Source organism: Wolbachia endosymbiont (group A) of Norellia spinipes (genome assembly GCF_964273535.1).
Genome location: NZ_OZ187006.1, coordinates 819364 through 844732 on the forward strand (window position 1 = coordinate 819364; position 25369 = coordinate 844732).

Annotated in this window: 27 protein-coding genes and 2 pseudogenes; 11 read left to right on the top strand and 18 right to left on the bottom strand. The window is 34.9% G+C overall.

The features are described 5' to 3' along the window. Positions 1 to 8: 8 nt before the first annotated feature. Positions 9 to 275, bottom strand: coding sequence for a hypothetical protein (locus ACFZP3_RS04000; protein ID WP_386086891.1), 267 nt, complete (start codon positions 273 to 275; stop codon positions 9 to 11). Positions 276 to 634: 359 nt separating this feature from the next. Beyond that, a pseudogene (locus ACFZP3_RS04005) lies at positions 635 to 880 on the bottom strand (PD-(D/E)XK nuclease family transposase); the annotation flags it as partial. 415 nt (positions 881 to 1295) lie between these two features. On the opposite strand from ACFZP3_RS04005, the gene rnhA reads away from it, so the two are divergent. From rnhA to ACFZP3_RS04040, 7 genes are all read left to right on the top strand, one after another. Continuing rightward, positions 1296 to 1829, top strand: coding sequence for a ribonuclease HI (rnhA, locus tag ACFZP3_RS04010; protein WP_386087113.1), 534 nt, complete (start codon positions 1296 to 1298; stop codon positions 1827 to 1829). Continuing rightward, positions 1820 to 3619: a DNA mismatch repair endonuclease MutL gene (mutL, locus tag ACFZP3_RS04015; RefSeq protein WP_386086892.1), complete on the top strand. Its 1800-nt coding sequence runs from the start codon at positions 1820 to 1822 to the stop codon at positions 3617 to 3619. The genes rnhA and mutL overlap by 10 nt, the downstream gene beginning before the upstream one ends. Before the next feature lie 68 nt (positions 3620 to 3687). Continuing rightward, a complete protein-coding gene (locus ACFZP3_RS04020; protein WP_386086893.1) occupies positions 3688 to 4617 on the top strand; it encodes a helix-turn-helix domain-containing protein in 930 nt (309 codons plus the stop codon). Between the two features lie 164 nt (positions 4618 to 4781). Then, positions 4782 to 5444: a RadC family protein gene (locus tag ACFZP3_RS04025; protein ID WP_386086894.1), complete on the top strand. Its 663-nt coding sequence runs from the start codon at positions 4782 to 4784 to the stop codon at positions 5442 to 5444. A 106-nt stretch (positions 5445 to 5550) separates the two neighbouring features. Beyond that, complete coding sequence (locus tag ACFZP3_RS04030) at positions 5551 to 6705, top strand: hypothetical protein (RefSeq protein ID WP_253309529.1); 1155 nt, start codon at positions 5551 to 5553, stop codon at positions 6703 to 6705. 79 nt (positions 6706 to 6784) lie between these two features. Beyond that, a complete protein-coding gene (locus tag ACFZP3_RS04035; RefSeq protein ID WP_386086895.1) occupies positions 6785 to 7690 on the top strand; it encodes a helix-turn-helix domain-containing protein in 906 nt (301 codons plus the stop codon). Positions 7691 to 7739: 49 nt separating this feature from the next. Further along, positions 7740 to 8633, top strand: coding sequence for a helix-turn-helix domain-containing protein (locus tag ACFZP3_RS04040; protein WP_386086896.1), 894 nt, complete (start codon positions 7740 to 7742; stop codon positions 8631 to 8633). Positions 8634 to 8725: 92 nt separating this feature from the next. On the opposite strand, the gene ACFZP3_RS04045 is transcribed toward ACFZP3_RS04040, so the two are convergent. Then, positions 8726 to 9643 carry a patatin-like phospholipase family protein gene (locus ACFZP3_RS04045; protein WP_386086897.1) on the bottom strand — a complete coding sequence of 306 codons (918 nt, stop codon included), beginning with the start codon at positions 9641 to 9643 and terminating at the stop codon, positions 8726 to 8728. Between ACFZP3_RS04045 and ACFZP3_RS04050 the strand changes: the two are divergent. Continuing rightward, a pseudogene (locus ACFZP3_RS04050) lies at positions 9642 to 10148 on the top strand (phospholipase D family protein); the annotation flags it as partial. The gene ACFZP3_RS04045 and the pseudogene ACFZP3_RS04050 overlap by 2 nt on opposite strands. Here ACFZP3_RS04050 and ACFZP3_RS04055 read toward each other — a convergent pair. The 15 genes from ACFZP3_RS04055 to ACFZP3_RS04125 all read right to left on the bottom strand — a co-directional run bounded on the left by ACFZP3_RS04055 (position 10139) and on the right by ACFZP3_RS04125 (position 22927). Then, positions 10139 to 10357 carry a hypothetical protein gene (locus ACFZP3_RS04055; protein ID WP_386086898.1) on the bottom strand — a complete coding sequence of 73 codons (219 nt, stop codon included), beginning with the start codon at positions 10355 to 10357 and terminating at the stop codon, positions 10139 to 10141. The pseudogene ACFZP3_RS04050 and the gene ACFZP3_RS04055 sit on opposite strands and share 10 nt — an antisense overlap. A 67-nt stretch (positions 10358 to 10424) precedes the next feature. Further along, a complete protein-coding gene (locus ACFZP3_RS04060) occupies positions 10425 to 10955 on the bottom strand; it encodes an ankyrin repeat domain-containing protein (RefSeq protein ID WP_386086899.1) in 531 nt (176 codons plus the stop codon). 52 nt (positions 10956 to 11007) lie between these two features. Then, the gene (locus ACFZP3_RS04065) at positions 11008 to 11943 is read right to left on the bottom strand and encodes a phage late control D family protein (protein ID WP_386086900.1); all 936 of its coding nucleotides are present in this window, start codon (positions 11941 to 11943) and stop codon (positions 11008 to 11010) included. Beyond that, a complete protein-coding gene (locus ACFZP3_RS04070; RefSeq protein WP_264723594.1) occupies positions 11944 to 12153 on the bottom strand; it encodes a tail protein X in 210 nt (69 codons plus the stop codon). After that, positions 12150 to 12506: a phage tail protein gene (locus ACFZP3_RS04075; RefSeq protein ID WP_386086901.1), complete on the bottom strand. Its 357-nt coding sequence runs from the start codon at positions 12504 to 12506 to the stop codon at positions 12150 to 12152. Before ACFZP3_RS04075 ends, ACFZP3_RS04070 begins: the two co-directional genes overlap by 4 nt. Continuing rightward, a complete protein-coding gene (locus ACFZP3_RS04080) occupies positions 12506 to 14767 on the bottom strand; it encodes a phage tail tape measure protein (RefSeq protein WP_386086902.1) in 2262 nt (753 codons plus the stop codon). Before ACFZP3_RS04080 ends, ACFZP3_RS04075 begins: the two co-directional genes overlap by 1 nt. A gap of 115 nt (positions 14768 to 14882) precedes the next feature. After that, the gene (locus ACFZP3_RS04085; protein WP_386086903.1) at positions 14883 to 15137 is read right to left on the bottom strand and encodes a phage tail assembly protein; all 255 of its coding nucleotides are present in this window, start codon (positions 15135 to 15137) and stop codon (positions 14883 to 14885) included. A gap of 36 nt (positions 15138 to 15173) precedes the next feature. Beyond that, positions 15174 to 15680: a phage major tail tube protein gene (locus ACFZP3_RS04090; RefSeq protein ID WP_386086904.1), complete on the bottom strand. Its 507-nt coding sequence runs from the start codon at positions 15678 to 15680 to the stop codon at positions 15174 to 15176. A gap of 21 nt (positions 15681 to 15701) precedes the next feature. Beyond that, positions 15702 to 16880 (bottom strand): phage tail sheath subtilisin-like domain-containing protein, encoded by a 1179-nt coding sequence (locus ACFZP3_RS04095; protein ID WP_386086905.1) that lies wholly within the window; start codon positions 16878 to 16880, stop codon positions 15702 to 15704. After that, the gene (locus ACFZP3_RS04100; protein WP_019236467.1) at positions 16873 to 17433 is read right to left on the bottom strand and encodes a hypothetical protein; all 561 of its coding nucleotides are present in this window, start codon (positions 17431 to 17433) and stop codon (positions 16873 to 16875) included. The genes ACFZP3_RS04095 and ACFZP3_RS04100 overlap by 8 nt, the downstream gene beginning before the upstream one ends. A gap of 10 nt (positions 17434 to 17443) precedes the next feature. Then, the gene (locus tag ACFZP3_RS04105) at positions 17444 to 18886 is read right to left on the bottom strand and encodes a hypothetical protein (RefSeq protein WP_386086906.1); all 1443 of its coding nucleotides are present in this window, start codon (positions 18884 to 18886) and stop codon (positions 17444 to 17446) included. Next, positions 18883 to 19077 (bottom strand): hypothetical protein, encoded by a 195-nt coding sequence (locus ACFZP3_RS04110; protein ID WP_386086907.1) that lies wholly within the window; start codon positions 19075 to 19077, stop codon positions 18883 to 18885. Before ACFZP3_RS04110 ends, ACFZP3_RS04105 begins: the two co-directional genes overlap by 4 nt. Before the next feature lie 4 nt (positions 19078 to 19081). Beyond that, complete coding sequence (locus tag ACFZP3_RS04115; RefSeq protein ID WP_265032412.1) at positions 19082 to 20269, bottom strand: hypothetical protein; 1188 nt, start codon at positions 20267 to 20269, stop codon at positions 19082 to 19084. A 14-nt stretch (positions 20270 to 20283) separates the two neighbouring features. Further along, positions 20284 to 22227 (bottom strand): DUF4815 domain-containing protein, encoded by a 1944-nt coding sequence (locus tag ACFZP3_RS04120; protein ID WP_386086908.1) that lies wholly within the window; start codon positions 22225 to 22227, stop codon positions 20284 to 20286. A 16-nt stretch (positions 22228 to 22243) separates the two neighbouring features. Further along, positions 22244 to 22927: a hypothetical protein gene (locus tag ACFZP3_RS04125; RefSeq protein ID WP_386086909.1), complete on the bottom strand. Its 684-nt coding sequence runs from the start codon at positions 22925 to 22927 to the stop codon at positions 22244 to 22246. 251 nt (positions 22928 to 23178) lie between these two features. On the opposite strand from ACFZP3_RS04125, the gene ACFZP3_RS04130 reads away from it, so the two are divergent. From ACFZP3_RS04130 to ACFZP3_RS04140, 3 genes are read left to right on the top strand one after another with little or no spacing between them, the layout of a single operon-like run. After that, complete coding sequence (locus tag ACFZP3_RS04130; RefSeq protein ID WP_386086910.1) at positions 23179 to 23658, top strand: sigma-70 family RNA polymerase sigma factor; 480 nt, start codon at positions 23179 to 23181, stop codon at positions 23656 to 23658. 52 nt (positions 23659 to 23710) lie between these two features. Further along, positions 23711 to 24520: an ATP-binding protein gene (locus ACFZP3_RS04135; protein WP_264724057.1), complete on the top strand. Its 810-nt coding sequence runs from the start codon at positions 23711 to 23713 to the stop codon at positions 24518 to 24520. A gap of 19 nt (positions 24521 to 24539) precedes the next feature. Next, a complete protein-coding gene (locus tag ACFZP3_RS04140; RefSeq protein WP_386086911.1) occupies positions 24540 to 25349 on the top strand; it encodes an AAA family ATPase in 810 nt (269 codons plus the stop codon). The last annotated feature ends 20 nt before the right edge of the window (positions 25350 to 25369 follow it).

Here is a 25369-nt window from a genome sequence, read left to right on the forward strand (position 1 = left end):
CTGCTTTCCTACCTTAAGTGGTTAACAAAGTTTCTTGTCACGAGGGACCAAATGGAAGTCTGCTCGTTTTCACGAGAATTAATGTTACAAATTCTATCCATTTCGTTACAAAATGGCATTCGCTTTCTCCATTCTCCTTTACCTGCACTTCCATCAGCATTCCTTGCGGTTTGCTTGCCATGTAGGCGAAAATACAGGCTTACCCTGTTCCTTCTATCATACAACAGTGGGTTAGGTGGCTTCTCTATACCGGTGGAGTTATTATTTGCGTACATCTAGAAATGAAAAATGTAACTTATCCACATTACCTTTTGGTCAGAGCTTATCAGCATCTTTAGCTCTTTCATCGTATCGGTACTTATAAAGCTTCACTTACGTTCACCATACCACTAAGCCTAGCCCTCCAACCACATGATGCTTGCAGTTTATGCCCCTCTCACGATTGAGCATCTTCTTTTTCAAGAGGAGGTTCATTGTCCGCATCGCTTGGCACCAACCGGTTGCCCGATTCGCACTGATGCGTAGACTCAGATGGCAAAACATCTGGTTTAATAAGTTTTAGAATCCTTTCAGTTTCTTTCTGAATGAATTCCTCTCCTTTTAAACAATATGACCGAAGACTTTCAGGTCGCACCATTTCGACTATGACTTGCAGCCCATTTTCATCTCTACAAAGAACATCAACAATACTCTGCTTTTTAGCGGCAATTTCAGGATCCAAAATGGTAGCTAAGAATTCAACATCGTGAATAGCAGCTAAACCAGTAAAGCCTAAAATATCGTTCAAGAAATGAATGAGAATATCTTTGTTTTTCTCAGTGCCAAATATTCTTTTGAAGGCATAATCATTGCGAGCATCAAGAAACTTCGAAAGAGCCATGACGAATTAACCTAAAAAGCATTAATAATTATACACAATTGTGAAGAAATATTCAACGTTTTTGTGCTAAAGCCTATTAAGGTTAGCTAAATTTCAAGAGTCGGCAAAAACTACCTTCATAAATGACCCTAGAATGCTATTACGCACCTTAATGTTATATTTTATCATCTTTTACAACTCCCTCTATAAACCCCAGCAAATGAATTCATGAGCTATAAAGAGCTTTAAAAACAATTATTTTGGGTATGAGAGACTAACCTCCTAATAAAAATACGAGCCTAAAAGCTCAATTACGATTTACCTAACATCGTGAGGACAGGTTCATTAGCCTCCCACACCTTTACATGATAAAGATCTTGAAACTTAATGTCAACATTTCAGTAGCAAATTTATGTTAAATCTATATCCTGTCAATATGGACAAAAAGAAGGTTATAATATATACAGATGGAGCATGTTCTGGAAATCCGGGGCCTGGTGGATGGGCAGCCGTGGTGATGTATGAAAATAAAAGTGTCTTTATCAAAAAACGCATCTCTGGAGGTGAAGAAAACACAACGAATAACAAAATGGAATTAAAGGCTGTGATTAATGGGCTAAAGATGTTGAAAGTTTCTTGCAAAGTTATTTTACACACTGATAGTCGTTATATTAAGCAAGGTATAACAGAGTGGATCAATAAATGGAAGGTAAATGGTTGGAAGACAACCGATAAAAAGCCAGTGAAGAACAGGGAATTATGGCAGGAACTAGAAGAAGTTGCTTTGCAGCATGATATTAATTGGAAGTGGGTTAGAGCTCACAACGGTAATATGTACAATGAGGAGGCAGATAGACTTGCTAGAAAGGAATCTAAAAAGCTAAAATATAGAGATTGTGAGGTCAAGAAATCACCAAAAAATAGAGGGAACTCTAAGTTTCATAGATTGGGTGGAGTATTATGGCAATAATTCTTTTAGACACAAAAACTATAAATCGTATAGCAGCGGGAGAGGTAATAGAGAGGCCAGCAAGTGTAGTAAAGGAATTAGTTGAAAATGCAATAGATGCTGGAAGTTCAGAGATAGAGATCAAAATAGAAAGTGGTGGGCGTAATCTTATAACTGTGACAGATAATGGAAATGGAATAGAAAAGGAAGATTTGGAACTTGCGTTTATGCGCTACGCTACTTCAAAATTAAGCGATAGTGAGTTAATAGAGATCAAGCACCTTGGGTTTAGAGGAGAAGCTTTACCTTCAATTGCAGCAGTAAGCAGAATGAAATTATCGTCTAAGGCAAGTAGAGCAAAGGAAGCATGGTCTATAAGGTATGAGGGAGGAGAAAAAATAAGAGAGATTACACCTTGTTCTTTGCTACAGGGTACATATATTGAAGTTCGTGACTTATTTTTTGCCACTCCAAATAGATTAAAATTTCTAAAAACCGAGAGGGCAGAAACACAAAGCATTGTTGACATTGTAAATAACTTAGCAATGATTAACTATAGTATTGGGTTTACTCTCACTTCCGGTAATAAAAAGCTCTTAAAATATGTTAAGCAAACTTCATTATTTAACAGATTATGTGAAACAGAAGAAGAATTTCAGAGCAATTCGCTGGAAGTTAAAGAGGAAGAAGATGGCATCAAACTTACGGGACACATCTGTAAACCAACTATTAGTCGTGGCAATTCAACTCAGATCTATACGTTTGTTAATGGAAGGCCAATAAAAGATAATCTACTTATTGGTGCAATTAGATATGCGTATCAAGATTTTATTCTAAGTGGGAGGTATCCTTTTGCAGTGCTGCACTTAGAGATACCATACGATCAAGTAGATGTAAATGTGCATCCAAATAAATCGGAAGTAAGATTTCAGAATAAAAGGCTAATATATGAAATAGTGAGAAGAGGGATAATAAAAGCATTATCAACGAGGTTTGCAGCAAGTGGTCAAGGTATTGAAGAGGAGCTAATTTTTAATGATAGTAAAAGCCAAGAGCAGGTTGATAGTAAAGAGAAAAAGAATCAAAAAGAGTTTTATGAAAAGAGACCAAGTCTTTTAGAAAATCGTCTAATGAAAGAATTCAATGCACCAGATGAAAGAAGGCAAAGCTTACCAGAAACGTTTAAGTATGGAGAATCTCCACCCCAAAAGGGAGCGATGGTTCTAGAAAGGGAGCAAATTGATTTGATAGAGGATCACCCTCTAGGATATGCACGCTGTCAGGTCCACAGTACTTACATTATTGCTGAGGCTAAAGGCAAATTAATTATAGTAGATCAGCACGCAGCTCATGAAAGATTGATATACGAGTGCTTAAAGCAAAAATCAAGCATAAAAAGACAGAAACTTCTTCTTCCTGAAACAGTTAAAATCAAAAACCAAGCTGGAATGGGGATGATTGAAACTTATAAAGATGAGCTTTTTGAAATGGGTTTTGGTATTGAAATAGAATCAGAAGATAAAGTAAGGGTGAAAGAAATACCTGCAATCTTAGGAACAATAGATATAAAAGAGATGCTAGTTGATATAGTAGATAAGTTAACGGAAATGGAAGATACGTTGCCAATAGAGGATAAGGTGAATAAAATATCAGCCACAATCGCTTGCCATGGAGCAGGAAGAAAAATGAAATTGGAAGAGATGAATGAGATACTAAGACAAATTGAGAAAACTCCATATTCTGGTCATGAAAGACCAACTTATATAGAAATGAAACTAAGTGATATAGAAAAATTGTTTGAAAGGAGATGAGTTCAGTTTGTCAAAAAGGTTCTCAATTAAGCATACGTAACAGCTCTTCTGGTTATGGAGTATAAAATGTGAAAAAAGAGAATAATTACTCTAATTTTTTATATTATAAAGTAGTAGGACAGAAAGTAAGAAGTTGTAGGATAGCAAAGGGGTATACTCAAAAAGATTTAGCAAAAAAAATCAGTGTAACGTATCAAATAGTACTACAATATGAAAAAGGAACACGAAAAATTTCGATTGAAAAGTTGTGCGCTATAGCAAAGGTATTATCAATTAATATTACGGATCTTATTCCTGTATCAAATGAAAAAATCTGTTTTGAAGATAAGGGAGAGGAAATATTAAATCTAGTAAGAAAATATAAAACGATTAATGATCAAGAGTTGCGGAAGGTGTTTTACTTGCTAACAAAATTTACCCGAGTTGGTGAGAAAAGTAGTAAAAAAGCAGAGAAAGTAAAAATTGCAAAGGGCCTGGTTAAAGCAGGGATTTCTGTTGATATTGTTTCACAAGCAATTGGCCTCTCTGCTGATGAATGTGTTGAAGAAAAAATAGGTTCTATATACTGCAAAATAGGAAAGAAGATAAAAGAATGGAGACTAGTGCGGGAATATACTCAGAAGGATTTAGCAAAGAAAATGAGTACAACACGTGATGAAATAAGCAACTATGAACAAGGAAGAACTGCTGTTCCACTGGGAAGATTATATGAGATAGCAAAGGCGTTATCGATTAATATCATGGACCTACTTGAACTAACAGAGGATGCAGATGATAAAGTGGTACCTAATTTAATTGAAGAATACAAAAAAATTGAAAGCCAAGAACTACGTTATGCACTAATGAAATCTCTGTTTGAAAGCATACAAATTTGCGAAGAGAAAGTGAAAAGAGCAGAAAAGATGAAAATTGTAAAGGATTTAGTTAAGGAAGGAATTTCTATCAATATTATTTTAAAAACAGTAGGCATCTCTTTAGACGAAATTCAACAAATTTAAAATAAAAAATCAGTATCTATTAATATCTTTACTTTTTGATGAAAAAATAAGTAAAAAAGATTGAAAAATTGATTTGACTTCACTCGGAAGCTATGGCTCTATGCCAATGCTGATAAAGCAGTAAATATTAAAAAAAAGTTTGTTGTTAGTGAAGGGTAAATTATATGAATAATAATAAGAATAAAGAAGAAATAGAATTCAGAATATTAGAAAGCAAAGGCAAAGCACTACTTGATCGTGAAATAATGGAAACATTTTTAAGTGCAGTACATGAAAGGCCGCAAGCTCAAGAAATTGCTAAAAATCTGGTGAATACTTATGCAGGAGTAGGAAGGATTTTAGGTAGAGAAATGGATAACCTGAAAGTTATAGAAGGAGTAACTGATTCTGCAGTAGCAATGATTATGTGTGTTAAGGAAACACTAGAAAGGGTACTGAGAGAAAAGCTCAAAAGTGAGCCAATAATGGACTTACAAGGGCTAGTAGAGTACTTAAACGTAAGTATAGGCCACTCAGAAAGGGAATGTGTAAAAATACTGTACTTGAATAAAAGGCGTCAACTAATTGGAGAAGAATCCTATATTGGTGAAATGGAAAAAGCACCAGTATACATAAAGGAAATTACAAGAAAAGCATTAATAAAGAATGCAACATTAGTAATAATGTCACACAACCACCCTGGGGGAAGTTTAGAACCTTCAGAAGAAGATCAAGAAGTAACAAAGAGCTTAGCAGCAGCATGTAGTACTGTAAGCGTTAGATTATTTGATCATATTATCATTACAAGTGGGGGTTATTTTAGCTTTAGAGAAAACGGATTGTTATAGCAGAAAGTATTTGCAAATCTACTCATATTAATTTATAATGAGTAATATAATGTATAATAACAAAGTTTATTGTACACTTAAAAAGTATTTTTAATATGAGGTTTATATGACTAGTAAAGATCAGAATAAAAAGACTAATGTTAATCACAAGAAAATATTTGGTGCTCTTGAGAGCGTTGATATAGAGCAGTCTAAATTTGTGAGTAAAATTAATAGCCAGAAGGAGATAAAACTGGAAGATACAATGCCTTTCCCTAGCAGAAACGTTCGTGAAAACAAAATCAACTATGGAAAAGGACTTGATTATATATATGGCACAAAACCTGTAAGTGATCAAGAAGATAAAAATCCATTTGCCTCAGCTTTGCAAAAAATAAAGCCAAATACAGAGAAGCTGAGCTGGTTTAAGAGTTCTATAGTAGAGGCAAAAAACGTAAATGAATTGCACAAAGTTATAGACAAAGTACTAGCTTCTGGAGCAAGGCTAAATGCATGTAATGATGGAGAATGGAGCTTCGCGGAATATGTGATACTGGGCACACATTTTCATAAATTTGATAAGGCTGATCGTAAAAAGCTAATACGTAAATTAATGCTAAGTGGTGCAGAGTTTCATGATACTCTACTGCAGAATAAACTGATAGGTGAAATCTATAATGAGCTACAGCCAGAAGTTCAGCCACAGATAGATAAGCAACTAGAAGAGCTAGAGGAAGCTGGCGAAAATGCTGTGCAAGAAGGAGAATTAATAGATGTTGAGATAGATAATACAACATCGTATATAGAATTTTCTGGGAATAGTAAGGTAGAGGTAGCCAAAATACTGGAAGCAAACAGAAAGTTAGGAAGTAATATCTTAAAAATTGGTAATGATGCAGTTGAAGTTAAAAGTGAGAAGGGAGGTATAAGAAACTATACCGATATTTCAGATGGCAGCTCTATCATGTTAGAATTTCCTACAAGCATTGGTAAGCTAAATATTATATTGTACCACGATGTAAAAAAATATGATCAAGTACAAGTCAGAGTAGAAAACAAGGAAATGTGGGCTGAACTACAACAAAGAGGAGAAGAAATAGGAAAAAATTGTCTTTTTGCTGGAGTAAAACTTAAAGAAGCAGTAGAAAAGGGAAGTTTTATGAGGTGTGGCATATGGAATAGCAAGCAGCTTATGAAGGAGGTTGATAGCCCAAGTGAAAAATTGTTTTCATGGGCAGACAAAGTACGTGAAAATAGTAAAGAAACTTGTAGGGCACTTTAATTTAAAGGTTCCAGAGTCTGGCTATTATATCTGGAGCCTTTGAGCTATAATAGAAAATATTATATGCAAGGTTCTTTTTGTGGAAAAAAGTCTAGATTATAAAGTGGGAGAAAAATTAAAAAGCTGGAGGTTAGAGCGAGGGTACACTCAGAAAGATTTAGCAGAGAAAATTTGTGTAAAATACTGGGTGATATTGCAATATGAGAAAGGGAATCGTAGAGTTCCAATTGAAAGGTTGTATTCTATAACTGAGGCACTATCAATCAGTATTACGGATCTTATTCCTGTATCAAAAAGCTGTCTTGAAGATGAAGAAGAAATATTAAATCTAGTAAGAGAATATAAAAAGATTAACGATCAGGAGTTACGTAAGATGTTTTGTTTGCTAACCAAATTTGTCCAAGTTAGTGAGAAAAGTAGTAGAAAATCGGAAAAAATAAAAATTGCAAAGAGTCTGGTTAAAGCAGGAGTTTCTGTTGACGTTGTTTCGAAAACAATTGGTCTCTCTGCTGATGAATGTGTTGAAGAAAAAGTTGGTTCTATCTACTACCAAATAGGCAAAAAGATAAAGGAATGGAGACTAGTGAGAGAGTATACTCAAAAGGATTTAGCGGAGAAAATGAGTACAACACGTGACGAAATAAGCAACTATGAACAAGGACGCGTAGCTACTCCACTGGGAAAATTATATGAGATAGCAGAAACATTATCGATTAGTATTACAGATCTACTAACAGAGGAAGATGAAGGTAGTAAAGTGGAAAATGAGCTACCGAATTTGATTAAAGAATACAAAGAAATTGAGAGCCAAGAACTACGTCATGCACTAATAAAATCTTTGTTTGAAGGGATACGTATTTGTGAGGGGAAAGTGAGAGAGATAGAAAGGATTAAAGTTGCAAAGGATCTAGTAAAAGGGGGAATTTCTATTGATACTATTTTGCAAGCGGTAGGTTTATCTATTGATATGGTTTTAGATGGATAGCTCGTAAAAAAATTATAGCAATAAAGTTTTTTTCTTAAATGGAGGATAAATGTTTGTTTCTGCAAGCAATGTTAGTTACGGAATAGGGCAAAGAATAGAAAATTGTAGGTTAATGCGAGGGCATACTCAAATAGGATTAGCAAGTCAAATAGGTTTAACATACCAAGAAATAAACAGCTATGAAGATGGGTATATTCCTATTCCAATTGAAGTACTATATATAATAGCAAGAGTATTATCAGTTGACGTTGTAGATTTATTACCTGAACCAGTAATAGTAAGGGAAGACAGCTATGAAGACGAGGAAATACTCTATCTAACGAAAATATACGAGAATCAAAAGTTAGGCAAAATAGTACCTTCATTAATCAGGTTTGTTCATATTAGCGAGAAAATCAATCAAGAGGAGGCAAGATTAGAAGTAGCAAAAAATCTAGTTAAAGAAGGAGTTTCAGTTGACATAATTTCCCAAGCAACCGGCTTATCTATTTACGAGTATGATAATACAGAGAAAGAAGTCTGCACTGATTCTATATACTACAGAGTAGGGCAAAGAATAAGAGAATGGAGATTGATAAGGAGATACACTCAAAAAGATTTGGCGGATAAAGTTGGTTTAACACTCAAGGAAATACACGACTATGAAAGAGGGTATACTGCTATAACATTTGATAAATTATATGAAATATCAGATGCATTATCAGTGAATATTAAAGTTCTGCTACCTAAAACAAGAGAAAGCAAAAAGCTATTGAGTTTAATGGATGAGTACGGAGAACAAGAATCATTAGTCAAATCTCTATCTGAAGATATGAAAAGTGGCAAGGAAAAAGTTAAAAAAACAGAAAGGATCAAGGTTGCAAAAAATCTAGCAAAGGAAGGTGTTGCTATTGATATTATTGTGCGAGCAAGTGGCCTAACTGCCGATGAGTGTGAAAATTGAATTGTGTTTAAGATATAAGTAAAAATGGTTAATATATTATCTATTCTAAACCCTTATTTAGCTCTGCAGAATTTTTTTGGCATTTCTACGTATCAAGATAAAACATCACAGAATTTATCGACTACTTTTTGATTTTCCTCTATCATTGCATTTGCTTCTTGCTGAAGAGATTTGATATTTTTTGATGTAATATTATCCATGTCAGGTGATGCTATTTTTAGTTGCGATTGTATACGTATATATTTATCAGCTATAACTTGATTAAGTTGATAGTTTACTGCATCTAAACTTGAGGCAAACATCACATGTAGTAGTGGTTTTATCCAGCTTATTTTTCCAAATCTCCTTGAATTAGCTATGCTTCTATCTCTTCTTCCAGTACCTATTGATAACAGTAGAATATCATCATTTGGAAATAACCTCTTACCACTTGCATATGCACAAGCCGCTGGATTATTGGCAAACACCCCACCATCCACTAATACTCTTTTTATCTGGTTAATTTTGAGATGTTTTGGCATGAAATAAGTAGGTGCAGCCGTTGCAGCTCTGAGTGCATCTTTCAGCTTAATATTACCTTCTTTCCAGCTTTTAAAGAAAAATGGACGATTATTGTGAATATCATAACTTGTTATCAGTACCTTACTTAATGTGTTTTTTAGAATATCCTCTCCAAAATATTTATCCAGTACAGATTCAATATTTTTATGTGGGTATTGTGCGCAGTTAAACCAAGATAATATTGATCTCCTAAAAAATGAAGACTTAAAAATATATGCTCCGTACTCTTGGTAAAGCTCAACTAAATCATTGGCTGAATATTGGGGATTTCCTCGTTCATCTTTTCTACATAATCCCGCTACAACAATTCCACCGGTTGAGGTTCCTGCCACTAAATCAAAGATTTCAGCTATCGGTTTCCTTGCCCTCTTTTCTATTTCTGCTAGTATAATGGCTGGTATGATGCCTCTTATGCCTCCGCCATCTACTGAAAGGATATATTTAGTCATGTTTAGATATTTATTGATTTTATTAACTTGTTCTCTTTTATCAGGTTGTGTTTCTTGTCCAAGTACTACTGTATGTTTCACTCCTAGAGAAAATTGCACCAATCTAATAATTGATTCCGTAGAGCATGCTAAAGGGTCTGTATTGGTTCAAGCATATTCATTTACTTCTAAATCTATTGCAAAGTCGCTAATCGAAGCTAAGGAACGTGGTGTTGATATTAAGGTTATTCTAGATGAATCACAAACTAGTTCAAAACATAGTGTAATTAACGAATTATTTGAGCACAAAATCCCGATATGGATTGACTTTAAACCTGCTATTGCTCATAGCAAGGTAATTATTATTGATAATCAAAAAGTCATAACTGGATCATTTAACTTTTCAGATGCAGCTCAGCAAAGAAATGCTGAAAACCTACTGATCATAACAGGAGATTCTCCACTAGTTGAACAATACGTCAAAAATTGGAAAAATCGCCAATCGCAGTCTAAGCATTATACACCAGACTTTAAGTTATCTTTGAATTCATCTAATTCCTCAGAAAGATTTTTCACCCTTTCCTCAAGTACTAACACTTTTTCCATTAAACCATATTCAATAAGTTTATCGTGAAATTGTACCCTTGAGTCTAACTTGGATAACCACCATATGATTGCTACGGTTTGGATTAATAACGTGATAATTACTGTAATTGGAACTTTTTGCTTTTTCATGTGAAAGTATTAATCTATTATGAATAGTTTTGGAAGTTTATATACAGATCATAGAAAACTTATAGCTTTAGTGATTACTTTTTGTTGATTCGTATTGATCCTCTGCTTCTGCAAGTAGCTTTATTATTTCTCTGTAAGGTTTATCTTTATTGTGCCTTGATCTTAGTACAGCTACATCTCTTGGGTTTTTCCCATCTGTGTCTCTAATGGTAGGGTCTGCACCTTTGTCTAATAAAAACTTAATAACTTCTAGGTGTCCTTCACCTGCAGCGTGATGTAAAGCTATTCTTTTAAATGCATTTCTATCAAGTGCGTTTATATTTACTTTTTCCTCTTCTATTAAAAATCTGATAATGTCTAAACATCCTTTTCTTGCTGCAAAATGTAACGTTGTTCCACTCAAGTTTGGAGCCATGTCTTTTACTAAAAGTTTTACTATTTCTAAGTTGCAATTATTAGTAGCCACTTGTAATGTTTTGTTATAATTATCTGCAGCTTTAGATCTTTGGTAGCAATAAGTAATAACAACACATACCATTAATATTATAAACCATACAAAATGTATTTTTTCCTTTTCATTACATTTCAGTTGACTCATATTCAGTAGTTTCTTTACATTGAATAGACTATATACTTATTTTTCCTTAACGTTACTTACTCAAAGATGCTGATAACATAGTAAGGTAGCCCGAGCTATTTAAAGTATGTTCCGCTCTATTAACTATCCATTTACCATCTACCGCTTGATTAAAACCTATAAGATTAAGTTTAGCTTCTGCAAATAACTCTGGATTACCAGGCATAGTTATATCTAAAGTTTCATTGTTACGCTTCAATTGTTTCAACTTGGCATTTGCTGCACTCAGCGCTGACTCTGCATTAGAGTAAAGTTCCAGCATAATATAACTTGGCTCGCTACTACCAACTGTTTCTTTAATAGTTTCGCCCTTTTCATAGCTGTGCCATTTTGCTACTACTGAATTATACTTATCACGTACGGTAAAATGCACTTTCCAATTAATTGTGTCTTGAGGTCTAATAGTCGTTGTTCCTAAAGCTTTTCCTGTGGCTGATTTTGCCATATTCTTTGAAATAAACAATATATACCCACCAGCTAATTTTGCCATTGCTTCACGCTCTGTTGCGATCTTTGTTAACAGACTTATATCACTTTCATCTGCCTGATTAATATGGGGTATCAATACATTCTTAAATTCCTCAGCAACTTTATGTCCATATCCATGTTTTTGAGCTATTTCTTTCACTAAGTTTTCTATGGTAATTTGATGCCATTCTTTTGATACCTTTGCTTTTAAAGATATTCTTAAATTTGTTGCATGAGCTTTGATTAGTAGAGTCTTAGGTGGACCTTGTATCGTAACTTCGTTGACTGTATATATACCCATTGGAAAGATTCCAGTTTCCTTATAACCTAGTGCTATGTTCAATTCATTTGGAACTTCTACATTTTCATTGCCATAATCAACGCATACCTCTGCGACATCATCTATAGTACCAGATTCATCAGTAAGATGCACCGATATTACATGATCTTTTATTCCTTCAATGCTAAATTCAGGTTTCATTTATTCCCACACTTTTAACTTCGATTTTTTTAATTGCTTTTGTATTGTAGGTAACTTGATCTTTAATCCTGTAGGCAAAAAACTTCCATACTCTGCAAGACCAGGATTAGCCTCCAATACTATTTCTACTGCTCCAGAGCTATATCCATAGTGCTTAAAACATATGTAATCTAACATTTCATTTTCTCGGGTTATATAATGTACTGTCATACATAACTCCTTAAACTTAAGCTAAATTCAACCTTTTTTGGTAATCCACAGGGAAAATACGACGTTTGCTTTTCTTCTAACCGCACAATAACAAATCTTCCCAAAACATTCCCTAAATTGTCTACTAAGATACTTGGTTCATGATTTTTCTCAGTTTCTTTCATACTTTTTAATTGATTTAAATCATTCAGATTATGGAAATAAATTACTCCTTCTAAGTCTACATTTTCTGCACCTTGACCAATATTTTGTAATGAAGGTATTTTACCAATGCACTCAATTGTACCCCAACGATTTTCTTTACTATACCTTACACTTGTTGGAGAAAGCTTATGTTGACCAAGTGATAGCATTAATAAATTGGTTCTATTGAATCAAATAGAACGTCTCGCGATTTTTCTCTTATTCTTTTTATCACTGCATCGGCAAGACTACGTACGTCTTGGTTAGGTTCTGCTTTTATACTTATATTAAATGTAAAAGTTTGATTGAAAATTTTTTGTTCACACTTTTCACAGTCTTTTAAAACTTTCTCTGAATTATCTTCCATAGCACTTTTTTCTGTAATCACACTTTCAATATTCGTTCTACTATTCGAAATTCCACTAAAAGCATTATTATTTAATAAAGGATTTTCTTTACTAAAAACATTGTTTTCACTAGTTGTGCTGCCTATTTTTGCTTCTACTGGGTTCTCTAATGCTTTTATTGGATTATCATTAAACAATTTTCCTATACCAATCCAATTTTCTATAGGTTTTGTAATTGATTTCCAGATACTTGAGAAAAAGTCCTTTACCTTTTGCCAATTAGCGATTACAAGCGCTGCACCAACTGATAGTCCAGCAACAGCAGCTCCTATAGGATTGGTTAGCGTTAAAGCTTTCAGTCCCATGATTACTGCTGGAATTACTCGCGCTGATAACGAAGTTAATACTGGTAAAAGTGTTCCCTGCAAAATAGCCTTAAAAGTTAATATTCCACCTCCAGCCAATGCAAATGCATAACCAAAACCTACCACTGCAATCTTGCCAATAATAAGAGCTGAAATTATGCTCATAACTCCTGTAGTTAAAATTGGACACTTCTCTGCGAACCAAGCTATAACTGTAGATATTGACCTCAAAATCTTACTTATCCAATTTAAAGGAGGTAGCATAACTGACCCTAAGTTCATTCCTAGCTCTGCTATTGTATTTTTAAGTAGCTGCAAATTATTTGCTGTAGTACTTGCACGGTTATTAAATTCCTTTTGCATAGATTTATTATACTTTTCTTTATCAGTCACAAAACCTATTGCTTTTTTATATTCTTCCAAACTCCCAACTATCAATGCAATATCATCTTGATATTCTTGACCGAAGAGGTTGAGAAGAATTTGCGAACGTTCCTGTTTATCTATTTTCTCTAAAGTTTTAAAAAAGTAGAGTAATGCTTCTTGACCGTTTTGAGCAACTTTTTGTGACATCTCTTCTGCAGTTATTCCTATGGATTCCAATGCTGCTCTGAACTCTTTTCCCTGTCCTTCAGCAGTCTGAAGTTTACTAAGTAGAGCGTTTATTGCAGTTGCTGCTTTTGCTGGTTGTTTACCTAAACTAATGAAGGCATTTACTAAACTACTTGTTTCCTTAATATCAAGACCAAACTGTTTTGCAGTACCACCAACTATTGCTAGAGCTTCAACCATATCTTTTGCTTTGGCAGCAGTGTTATCTGATAGGTAATTTATAACATCACCAACTCCTTCCATCTTCTCTACTGCAATTCCATAAATGTTAGCGAGTTTAGCTATGGAATCACCAGCTTGTTCGGCAGACATGTCAAATGCTGTGGCCATTTTAGCTACTGTTGTGGTAAATTCAAGTAGCTTATCTTTGTCGATACCAAGCTGACCACCACTTGCAGCTATTTTTGCTAACTCTGCAGCCGATAATGGTATTTCACGGGATAATTTCTTCAATTTTCGAGTAAATATATTAGCTTCATTATCACCATTAAATTCTACTACTTTCCTAACGTCAGCCATGGCACTCTCAAAGTCAATCGCAACTTTAATTGGCGCTGCAAGTGAAAGCCCTAGTCCTATAGTCTCCATTACTTGTGATCTATAATGCGCTTTTTTTGCCAAAGCATTTTGCTGTTTTTGTATTACAGATCCTAATTTATTGTATTTCCCTTTGAGTACTTCAATAGATGAACCAAGTTTAGTTTGATCCCTCACTAAAGATTTAATATCCTTTCCACTTTTCCTTATTTCTTCATTTAATGTGTGAAGTGCATCTCTCTTTTTAATATAAGCCTCTTTTGCCTTTGATGCCGATGCTTTCAATTTTTCGAATTCATTTCTCAGTGCTTTGCTTGGTTCTTTTTTTTCCTTCTTCTCTTTAGCGATTGCTGTAGCTGATTCTTTTGCTTTCTTCTCCGCTTCCTTCCAATTCTTCATGGCTTCAAGAGCATCATGATTTAATTGCTTAAATTTGGAGACTGATTTCATTGACGAATCAAGCTGCTTTATACTATCACCCAACTTAGAAAGCTTTGCTGCACTACCTTTCATTGCACTATTAAAACTGCCATCTAATGTTGCACCGATCTTTATTGAAAGCATTGACATTTTTTTGCCACTCCTTTACTTATTTCTATCCAGGATAAAAATTCATTTACATCCATATTAGTAATCTGCTCAATTCCACTTCCTGAAATAGAACTGAGTAGTAATACATTATACTTTAAGTTCTCTGTTTCAGCGGCGACAAAAAATCTTTTAGCACCTTTTGTATTTCTACATAATCTTTAATACATAAATCTTCAACTGCTTCTTTTGGCACAGATGCTAGATTAGCAATTAAAGCTACCTCTTTCAAAGCTTCGCCTTCTATGCGTTCTATAGCAAGTAAATCTCTTACTTTAGGTTCACGCATCGATAACTCTGAGACAGAGATACTATCAACTGTTATTGATTCACTAAGTGTAATTGTTTTCATATTTTCCTCTAAAAAAATAAAATTTCAAATAAGTTTTCATATTCCTAAAACCGTTTGCAGCAAGGCCATTTGATCAACACCATTTATCTTTCTAATCATATTTTCAGCATCGATCTCTATCAGTTCATTACCACCTATAGTAAGTTTATAGTAATGAGCAGCTACAGTACACTTCAGCGTTGCTTTTTCAGCAGGTTTCCAGTTACCAAAATCAAACTCTTTAAAAATGCCTCTTAAATTGATTATTACTGCTTCAATATCATTACTACCACTCCCTTGCATTCCACCTCTGAGTGTCAAAGAAACTGAATTCCCATTTATTAGACCAAATAGCTTAAAGAGTTCTGTATCGTATTCAGAAAAAGTGAAATCTGCTTCAAGCTTTTCCATTCCCATATCAATATTTATTGGAATATCCATACCACCAGCTCTATATTCATCTGTTTTTATGGTAAGTTTTGGCAAGGTTATTTCATCAATTTTCCCTGCATAACCTCGACCATCTACGAATACGTTAAAATTCTTTAAAATCTTCGGTAACATTTTTTCCTCTTTCTCCCATTTTTATAATATTGTACCACTCACAAGATGTGACCTGAAAGTAATCTGTTCTGCTGGATATGGTGGTGTAAACTCGAAGTCAAAATACACTTTCCCGCTTGCAATGTTTGCCGGTGTGTTGAGTTCTGGAGTTGCATAACATTTTCCGCTAATAATCGCCCCTTGTGCTTTTAAACTTGCCAGATAGGAATTCACCCCCTCAATCACATCATCTATATAAGTTTTGGTAATATTGCGATCAACTGCCCATAGATGAGCTCGAAGTAGACTATCGTTGATTAAATCTGCAGTCCTTCTCACTGACAAAAAAGCCCATTTTGAGTCATTTGAACATGTCCTATTTCCCCAAAGCCTGTAGCCATTTTGATGAATTATCGTTGTTACTTCATTTTCATTTAAATGGTTTGCTCTACAATTTGTATTACCGAGCGTAAAATCAATAGGCCTGCTTGTGCCAACAATACCATTTATCTCTTTATTTGAAGGTGAGTGCCAAAATCCTTGCTCGCTGTCTATTTTAGCTATTAAACCTGCTACAAATGGACTTGCTGGCAAGATTTCTTCTTCAATAAATACCTTAACCCAAGGGTCAACTACGTAAACTCTTGAGCTGCCTACACTTTTTCTCCATTTTATTGCTTCTTCATCATTAGTATTTGGTCCATCTGCAACAATAATTGCTCTTAATTTTTCTGCTATGGAAATTAAAGCACTCACTACTGGATTTACTCCATCTATTTCAGGTAACTGATGAGTAAACTGAGGTGCAATTAATATTCTTGGAGCAATATGAACTATGCTTTCACTACTGAGGAATGCCTCTATCCCTTGATACTCTCCAGTCTCTTTATCAACACCGCCAATTATATTTTGGATAGTTTCACTTTCTTTGAGCTTTGAATCGCTGTTTTCACTTTCTTTAACTCGAATAACTACTACTGTTGCACCAATCTGGGAAAATATTCCGTTTGTTGCAGAAGGTAAACTGCCACTCTTTCCAAGTCTTGCTGCTTCTTTTAAGCTTCCTGCAATTAACACTGGTTTATTTAGCGGAAATTCTTCCACGTTCGCTTCCGGAGCAGTACCAATTACGCCTATCACTGATGATTTAGCTGTACGTACTGTCTTTGCTCCTGAGGTTACCTCAATAACATTTACTCCGTGTAAAAATTCTTCAGCCATTTCTTTGTATCTTTTGTTTAAAATCGTTTAGTAAGTTCTCTAGCTCATTTTTACTTTTGGCTTCTGCAATTTTTTTCTTGGTAATGTCTTCCAACTCTTCACATTTAATTATTTCTTTTACTGCTTTTTTTGCTTTTTCTTCAATTATTCTTGCCATTTCAATAACTGTAATACCACGGACTTTTGCTAAAGGTTCTATAATTTCTGTATCCTTTTTACTTATAGACTCTGGTGCTGCTAGAATGCTTTTTGCGGCTTTTTCTTGTATTTGATACGATTTAGCTTTTTGGTGAGAATTTCCAGCGTATTCGTTAGTATAGTTATTAAAATAAAAACGCACACTATCAAGTGCAGAAAGTTTCGCATTTTCCAATAATTCCAGCTCAATATCTTCCTTATTCCTTTCAACAATTTTCTCTCCTTCTGTTAAACAATAACTTTTTTGCCAGTCAAAATTCTTTGGTGCTTCATACCAATCATTTCCAGTTGGCTTGTTTTCAAGTGTTGTTGTTTCAATCTGCTTGTGGTTTTCAAAACGTATATAAATAGTCACAAATTCCTCCTCATTGCCATATTTGATCAGTTCGTTCTAACCCTGGACATTGCCAACCCCTGAGCGTCCTTTCCACATCTACCTCAAGCCCTGTGGTGAGAAAATTGCTACGTATGTTATAAATCCCCCACTGAATAAATTGACCATAGTTGTGTACATAATTTGATGCAAGCATACCTTGACTAACTTGTGTTCTGGAATACAGATAAGATGATGTGTAAAGTAATATTGCAACTGTTTTTCCTGCTGGAATCTCCACATTACCAGATCCGGCTAACTTGCTATCAGAACTCGTGTATTGGTAAACATTTTTCCATACTATTTTTGAAATACTTGATTTATTAGAATTAGTGTTATCAGGAGTTCCCACAAATAATCCTGCTCCCCCATACTCCGTACTCGAATACGATGATCCAACAAATTCCATTGTCTTATTTATGTTCACATTGGTTGTATTTTTTACAAATACTACTCCAAGTGCAGCATACGGGTAATAGTATATCTCATCATAACTACCCGAAAAACTTTTTGTGCATAACTCTCCGTAAATAAATGTTCCTTTACTTCCCTCTATAAAACTTAGTTGTCTTGGCCGATAAAAACTAACGTAATCTGTATTGTACGTATGGCTACCTGCTAGTAGTTGTAACATATAGTCAGTTTTTGTTATATCACTACTCCACTTTCCAAGCTCTGTCGTAAAAGTTCCGTGGCCAAAATAATTATTTTTTCTGCCAAGTACACCAAATAAGAAAGGTAATGACCCTGGTTCAACCATGTTGCGCTTTCTTATTTCATTTATAAGAGACGCTTTTAACTGTTCATCCCGAGTTTTTACCTCATTTATCAGGGATGTTTTTAATTGGTTATCACGAGTTTCTATTTCCCCAATAATTGATGAGCCAGATGGTACATTATTAACAGCACGAAAATCTTCTACTAAACCTTTAAGACCATCTTTATGACTATTACTAATGCTATTTATTGCTGCAATATTGGCATTCTTTCTCGTATCAAGTAGCGATAAATTTGTTGTTCCTTTTTCATCAATTCTCTTTAATAATTGCTTCTCTGATTCAGAGATCACTGCTAAAGAACTAGCTTTTTTATTATCCAGATCAGTTAAGTGTTTTTTTGCACTATCAAGAAGTTCTTTTAGCTTACCATCAGTCATCTGTACAATTTCAGAAACTGCACTTTTGTCGACTATTGATTCCAATGCTTTAGCAAGATATGCTAATTGATCTGGTGTACTGTTTTCTGCTAAATCCTTAAGTCTTTTTTGTAGTGCATCAATTATTCCTTTTACTTCAGTCATCTGCACAACGTTGGAAATAGCTTTTTTATCTGCTATCAATTCCAGCGATTTTGCAAGATATGCCAGTTGATCAGCTGTGCTACTTACTGCTAAATCCTTTATCCTTTTATGTAACGCTTCTATTGCTTCTTTCATTCCCAAAAATTCAAAAAAGTCTCAAAATTAAACCGCTCAAAATTACTCTTAAGTTGATTATGCTCATCTTCTCTTTCGGTAATATCTTCATCTATTTTCTCAATTGTGGTACGGATACGAACAACATCCTGCACAGCAATATTTTCTGGATGTAGTAGTGTATATCCTCGTTTGCTTTGGTCATTTGGCATTGATTTAAGTAATAATCACTCGCAAATTTTTGACTTTAGGACGATAGACAACTGTTCCACTTAAAACTAATTTTATCCTTGTCTCATTACCATTAAAGTTTGTTAGCACATGAGTTCTCTCTACCCAATTTTCCCCTATTGGTTTTCCCGAGGTTAAATTTACTAGCTGCCATTCTTTGACGCTTTTCTGCACATATGCTTTTACGTCTGCAGTGCCAGGTATTAGCGCATCATATGTTATGGTAATCTTAGTGTTAGCTCCTGCTGTAATGCTTCTTGTAACATAATCTCCTTTTTCCCCTATATTACCCATAACTAGCTGTAACCCAGGATAAAGAACTGGACTTTTTTCTCGCCCTCCTTTTAGGCTTGCTTTTACCGTTAATTCCCCATTTATTCTTTCACGCAGTGCGAGCGGCAAATTATCAGACAAAAAATTTTCTTTTCCTTCTTCATCTGTTAAAATAAATTCCACATTGGTATCAAATGCTACTTTTTCGACGTTCGTCAAAACAATTAAATCTGATACGTTATTTGCAGTAACCTTGCCAAGATCAATAATGTGAGAAACTTCGCTAAATTTTGCAGCCAAAAGCCGAAACGTTAAATCTAAGTTCTGATGTGGAGTCCAGGTACTTGCATTGCTTGATGAAAGTAATACTCCTACTTGATATGGTTGACTTGTTACCCAACGAATATTTACTGTATCATATTTGCCAAGCTCTGCTATTTTTACTGCAGTATCTGCATCATCAGTGAGTAGCACTATTGCATACTCTTGTCCTGCATGGCAAAACACTGGTAACCACTCTATACGTGTTGCTGTGCCATCTATCTTTATATCTTTTGGCTCAATATAACTTTCAGCAATGACAGTCTGCGAGGGCATTCCCACTGCTGTTTCTCTAATCTGCACAACAACACGTTTTTTGCCGCTATTTGTGAACCATAAATCTAGACCCCCTATGTGTCTGCTCTCATTTAAAGTAAATGTTTGTGCTAAAGGATCAACTCTTCTTGCTGCGATAACTCTTCTTCTTTCCTCTATGGTAATTGTTTTTTTACCAGTATAAGTTGCTTCTCCATAACTTCCTTTATCCCCGTAAAATTGCACTAATTTAGTACCGGCTGGAATATTTGCTGGTACTTTCACCTTTCCCTTTAATTTTCCCTGATTGTTAGCTGTTAACATTTGGTTTTCCAGTTTTAAGTTATAGGTTGAATGTTTATTCCGTCAAATTTTATCTCTTTAAGCTTCTCATTTGGCTCAAAACCTTCAATTTCAAAATTCTGTATTGCTTCTCTCATAAATTCAGTTTCGTATGAAGCACTTGACAGCAGCTCTGTCGTTTCTTTAACATTAAATACTCTTGTTACTGGACTTTTCCAATTTGTTTTTACCTCCGTCCAGTGATCTATATTTTTATTTAGAGTAATTTGTGCCGGTACTGGATCAAAAGCTTGGTATGGATTGATCTTTTCTCCTTTAGTCTGTAAAAGCTGCTCCAGTACCGGTTCAAGTTCATACGGCAAAAGATATCTTTCCCCACCTTTTTCAATATCTGCAACTTCTACATCTATTGGCAGAACTAGCTCTCTATTTACTATTGCTGCAGACTGCGAAATTCCTTGATCACGCATATCATCATCAAAGAATGGGTCAACAAATACTCCTTTTTTGGTAGTAGGTTCTCTTGAATTTGCATCATTGCGTAAACGCTCCTGTGCAACCAGCGCATAAAGATCATTTATTCCCTTCTTCATTGCTTCAAGTTCATTCATTGGCACAGCATGAATAGCATTATTCACTATTTTTACCCCTTCGCCTTTTTTCCATGTCTGATGAATGTAGCAGAGCAAAAGTTGTCCACTAGGCGCTCTAGGCATTGATGGTCGCCAAGGGTGGGAAATTCCTTTTATTCTTCTTACCACTCCTTTGCTATCGATAGTAATTAAATCATAGCGGGGCATTTTCCAGGTATAATCAACCAGAACCAAGCTGTTATCAACTGCACCTCTTACTTTACATCCCTCTTCGCTTATATCTTCAGGGCTTATATGAGTGCGGCAGCGATAGGTTATCAGGTAACTACTTCCAGGAGCTGGTTCTTTACCAGGTAATGACCAATCAACGTTTCCTGCGTTTAGTTTGTAATCTATACTGTTTTCATAAATAACATTGCCTTGTTTAACTTGAATAATCTCAAGTACTGCAGAGTCAGGTATCGGATCAATAGCTCCAGAATATGAACCGTGAGTAACAATAATAGTTTTTTGAACAGTTATGTCTACTTTTTTGATTTCACTTATTGGAAAATCATTAACCTTCAGTTCCATTACTCTTTGGCTATTTGGCTGAAAAGTATGTGGTTCTGATTCAACTGATTTTATATCCGGATCTTCATCAAAAGAAACACGAATACTGTGAGGAAGTTCAATCTCATAGCCATCAACATGAGCTTTTCCCTCATTAATCACAAATATTTCTTTTTTACCTTTTTTTACCCCTTCTTCTCCCTTTTCTTCTTTGTGGAGGAACATCACTTCAAGGCCATTTACAACGTAGGAACCATTTGCTTCTTTGTCATAACGAGCAAGAGCAGTAGTTACTATATTTGCTTGTGGTGGCGGTGAATGTTCTATCAATACTCCATTTTCAATGTTATAAATTGGATAAAATTCTCCTGAAGCATTAGTAGTCACACCCTCAGCTTGATAACTCCAAGTGGTGGAAACTTTAAGCCTTGCAGCGCCTACTTCTTGATAATTACGTGTACCAACAGCAGGATCACGAAGGTTTTCATCCTCAAGCTCTGTAATGGTAGATTCTAGATAATAAACACCTATGCGAACTATAGTACTCAGTGGAATAACAAACTCTTTTTCCTCTACTTTTCTCACTGCTCCACGCAGATAGATTTTTCCTGACTCAAGTGTAACTTTACCAGTTTCTCTATCTATAATACAATTGCTTCCTGTTATAACATCACCATCACGAAATATTGCATCACCTATGCCTTTAAGCTTAGAAAGAGCATACTCCTGAGTCTCATTTAATTCTGCAGACTGTAGACCTCTTCCAGCAAGAAATAAGCTTTTTTCGTATTCTTTGTCAGGATTAAAGCGGTTATAATAGGCGTTTAAAGTCATTTTATGCTAGAAAAATTCAAAAAGTTACAACAAATGAAAAAGTTTCCCGAGTTGCAGATGTTCTGATAAGTGGTACGGTGTGTTCTAAAACTAACAAAATTCCAGGATTTTCCACGTCTTTTGGCTCGAAATATCTCTGTCCTTCAGGTAATCCTTCTTTTATTTTAGTACCAACCATAACTCCTAGCTCCCTGATAACTTGATTTGCTGCGTCCGTGAAATCGAAAGTAAATTTAAGATAGAGATTATTAGTTGGTACATTTGAGGGCCTAAACCTTCCAGAAGGGGTCAAAAGCTCTCCATTCTCATCACCTGTGCAGAAGAGCACTTCGTTCGCAGTACGTCTGCCAAGCTCATTGAGCAGTTTTTCAGAAGTTATCAGCTCTGGTGGTGTGCTTTCACTATATTCTACAGTAACTGCACTATTTGCCCTGATAGAGCTATTTCCCGTACGTTTAATTACACCACTACTGCTATCAACTATATAATCTATACTTGGCTGATAAGTTGTTTGTCCTGTAAAAACCCTTACATCTTTAATAGTATGGTGATTTAGAGCTATTTCACCCTCAACAAAAACTTTTTCGACCTGATGACTACTTTCCCAATTAGCATCACCACTGCCCCAAGCAAGATGGATAGATTGCTCTTTTATGCTGGCTGCTATTGCTGCTCGACCTGATTGTGTAAGAATTGACACCTGTGATGAGTTTGAAAGGCTTATATAATATATATTCAGGATTTGGAAAATTTTTGTCCAAAAAAAATGAATTTTTGCCTAATTTTTTGTTGCAGTATTATTTAAAAATCGAACTGTATTATTCTCGAAAAAAAACAATAGAATATCAATAGGTTAAAAATTGCATCTGTATTATTTATTTTTGCTCCTGTCCTACAAAGTGCACCTATAAGTTCTCATCCTTAAAGCATTAATTGTTTTAGGGAAAAGTTATGAAACTAAAAACTGCCATAGTTGTTCAAAATATACGGTATCAAGCTAAGAGATTAAAACTTTTTGAATGCTTTGCTCATGAAGATCTTGAGCAAGAACTTTTCTGTGAAATTTGGACTTATCTTGATAGATATGATGAAAGTAAAGGTAGCTTTAACACTTTTGTAGCAAGATTAACTGAACGTCGTGCCAATAACTTATTGGAGAAACAACTATGTATAAAACGCAATATTAATAACTACATCAATATTGAGAAAACAGAAGCTTTTGAAGATGAAGTAGCAAAACGTACTGATGTAGATTACATGATTTCAACGCTACCAAGAAAGATGCAGAGGATATGCGAACAACTCAAGTACTTTAACTTATATGAAGTTGCTAAGATGAACAACATATCAAGAACTACTTTAAATACTATGGTAAGAAAAATACGTATAAAACTCTCTTCCATCTACTACAAGGGCAAAAAGAAAAATTGAACATAAATTCTACCTTTCCTGAATATATAACATATACCATTGAGGTGAATAAATGACTTTTAAAATTTTAAACAATAATGAAAGATTGAAAACAACTACAGGCATAAAAGTAGTAATTTTTGGTCCTTACGGTATTGGTAAAACCAGTCTCTTAAAGACTATAAGTGAACCAACACTATGTCTTGACTTTGAAGCAGGTCTGCTTGCTGTTCAAGATTGGCAGGGAGATTCAATTAGTGTTCGTACTTGGAATCAAGCTCGGGATATTGCCTGCCTAATTGGTGGTCCAAACCCTGCGCTGAAATCTGACCAAGCATACAGTCAAAAACACCATGAACATGTATCTGGCAAGTATAAAGATCTTCTTTCTGAAGTTTCTAAATACCGATGCATCTTTGTGGATAGTATAACCGTTGCTTCACGTTTATGTCTATTATGGGCAAGGATGCAACCTGAAGCTTTTTCCGATAGATCAGGAAAAGAAGATAAAAGAGCTGCTTATGGGTTGCTTGCCCAAGAGATGATGGCTTGGCTCAATCAGTTTCAACATATCAGAGATAAAGACATCATAATAGTTGGCACATTAGGTCAATATCTCGATGACTGCAATCGTCCAACTTGGCTACCTCAATGTGAAGGAGCTAAAACTGCTAGTGAGATTCCAGGGATAGTTGATGAGGTAATCAGCATGGTTGGAATCAAGAAAGATGATGGTACAGAGAAACGTTCATTTGTCTGTCAGACTATTAATACTTGGGGATACCCAGCTAAAGATCGCAGTGGCTGCCTGAATATGGTTGAGGAACCACATCTAGGTAAATTACTTGCGAAAATTAAAGCCAAAACTTTGCTGTTTAATTAAAAATTGGAGAATAATTATTATGGAACAAAGCTTTTTCAATATCGGTCAAAAAATTCCCTTTTTCAGTGTGAAAGAATACTTGAATGATCAATCACCAATACCAGAAGATATAATCTCACCAAGAATTTTAACAAAAAGAGGCTTATTGGTACTGGGTGGCCCTCCTAAGATTGGCAAAAGCGACTTTTTGATCTCTTGGCTTGTTTACATGGCTGCTGGAGTTTCATTTTTGGTTATGACTCCAAGCAAACCTATGAAAATTTTCTATCTGCAAACTGAAATTGAATATGAATATATGAAAGAACGTTTGCAACAACTTCAACTGGATAACGAACTTTTGAATATAGCTGCCAATAACTTAATCATTACACCAAGAGTACAATTATCTTTCAGCAGTGAAGAAATAGATGAAATTAAAAATGTTATCAAAGAGCGTTTCAAACCTGATATTATTGCCGTCGATCCTCTTCGTAACATTTTTAACTCAAGTGAATATGGCAATGAAAACGACAATAGCGCTATGTTATTCTTCTTGCAAAAAACACTTGAAAGACTGAGAAATGTTATCAATCCAGATTCGGGCATAATACTCACTCACCATACAAAAAAACTATCCAAAAAAATGTTAGAAGAAGATCCATTTCAAGGCCTAAGTGGTGCTGGATCTTTACGTGGATTTTATAGCACTGGCATGGTGATGTTTGCTCATGATGAGGAAAGCACTGTCCGTCAAATAGTATTTGAGCTTCGTAATGGTGAACGTGTAGCAAATAAGCTTGTTGATAAGATAGATGGTCGTTGGAAGCTTGCAGACCAATGGAGTAACTGATTTTTACTTAATTTATAGGA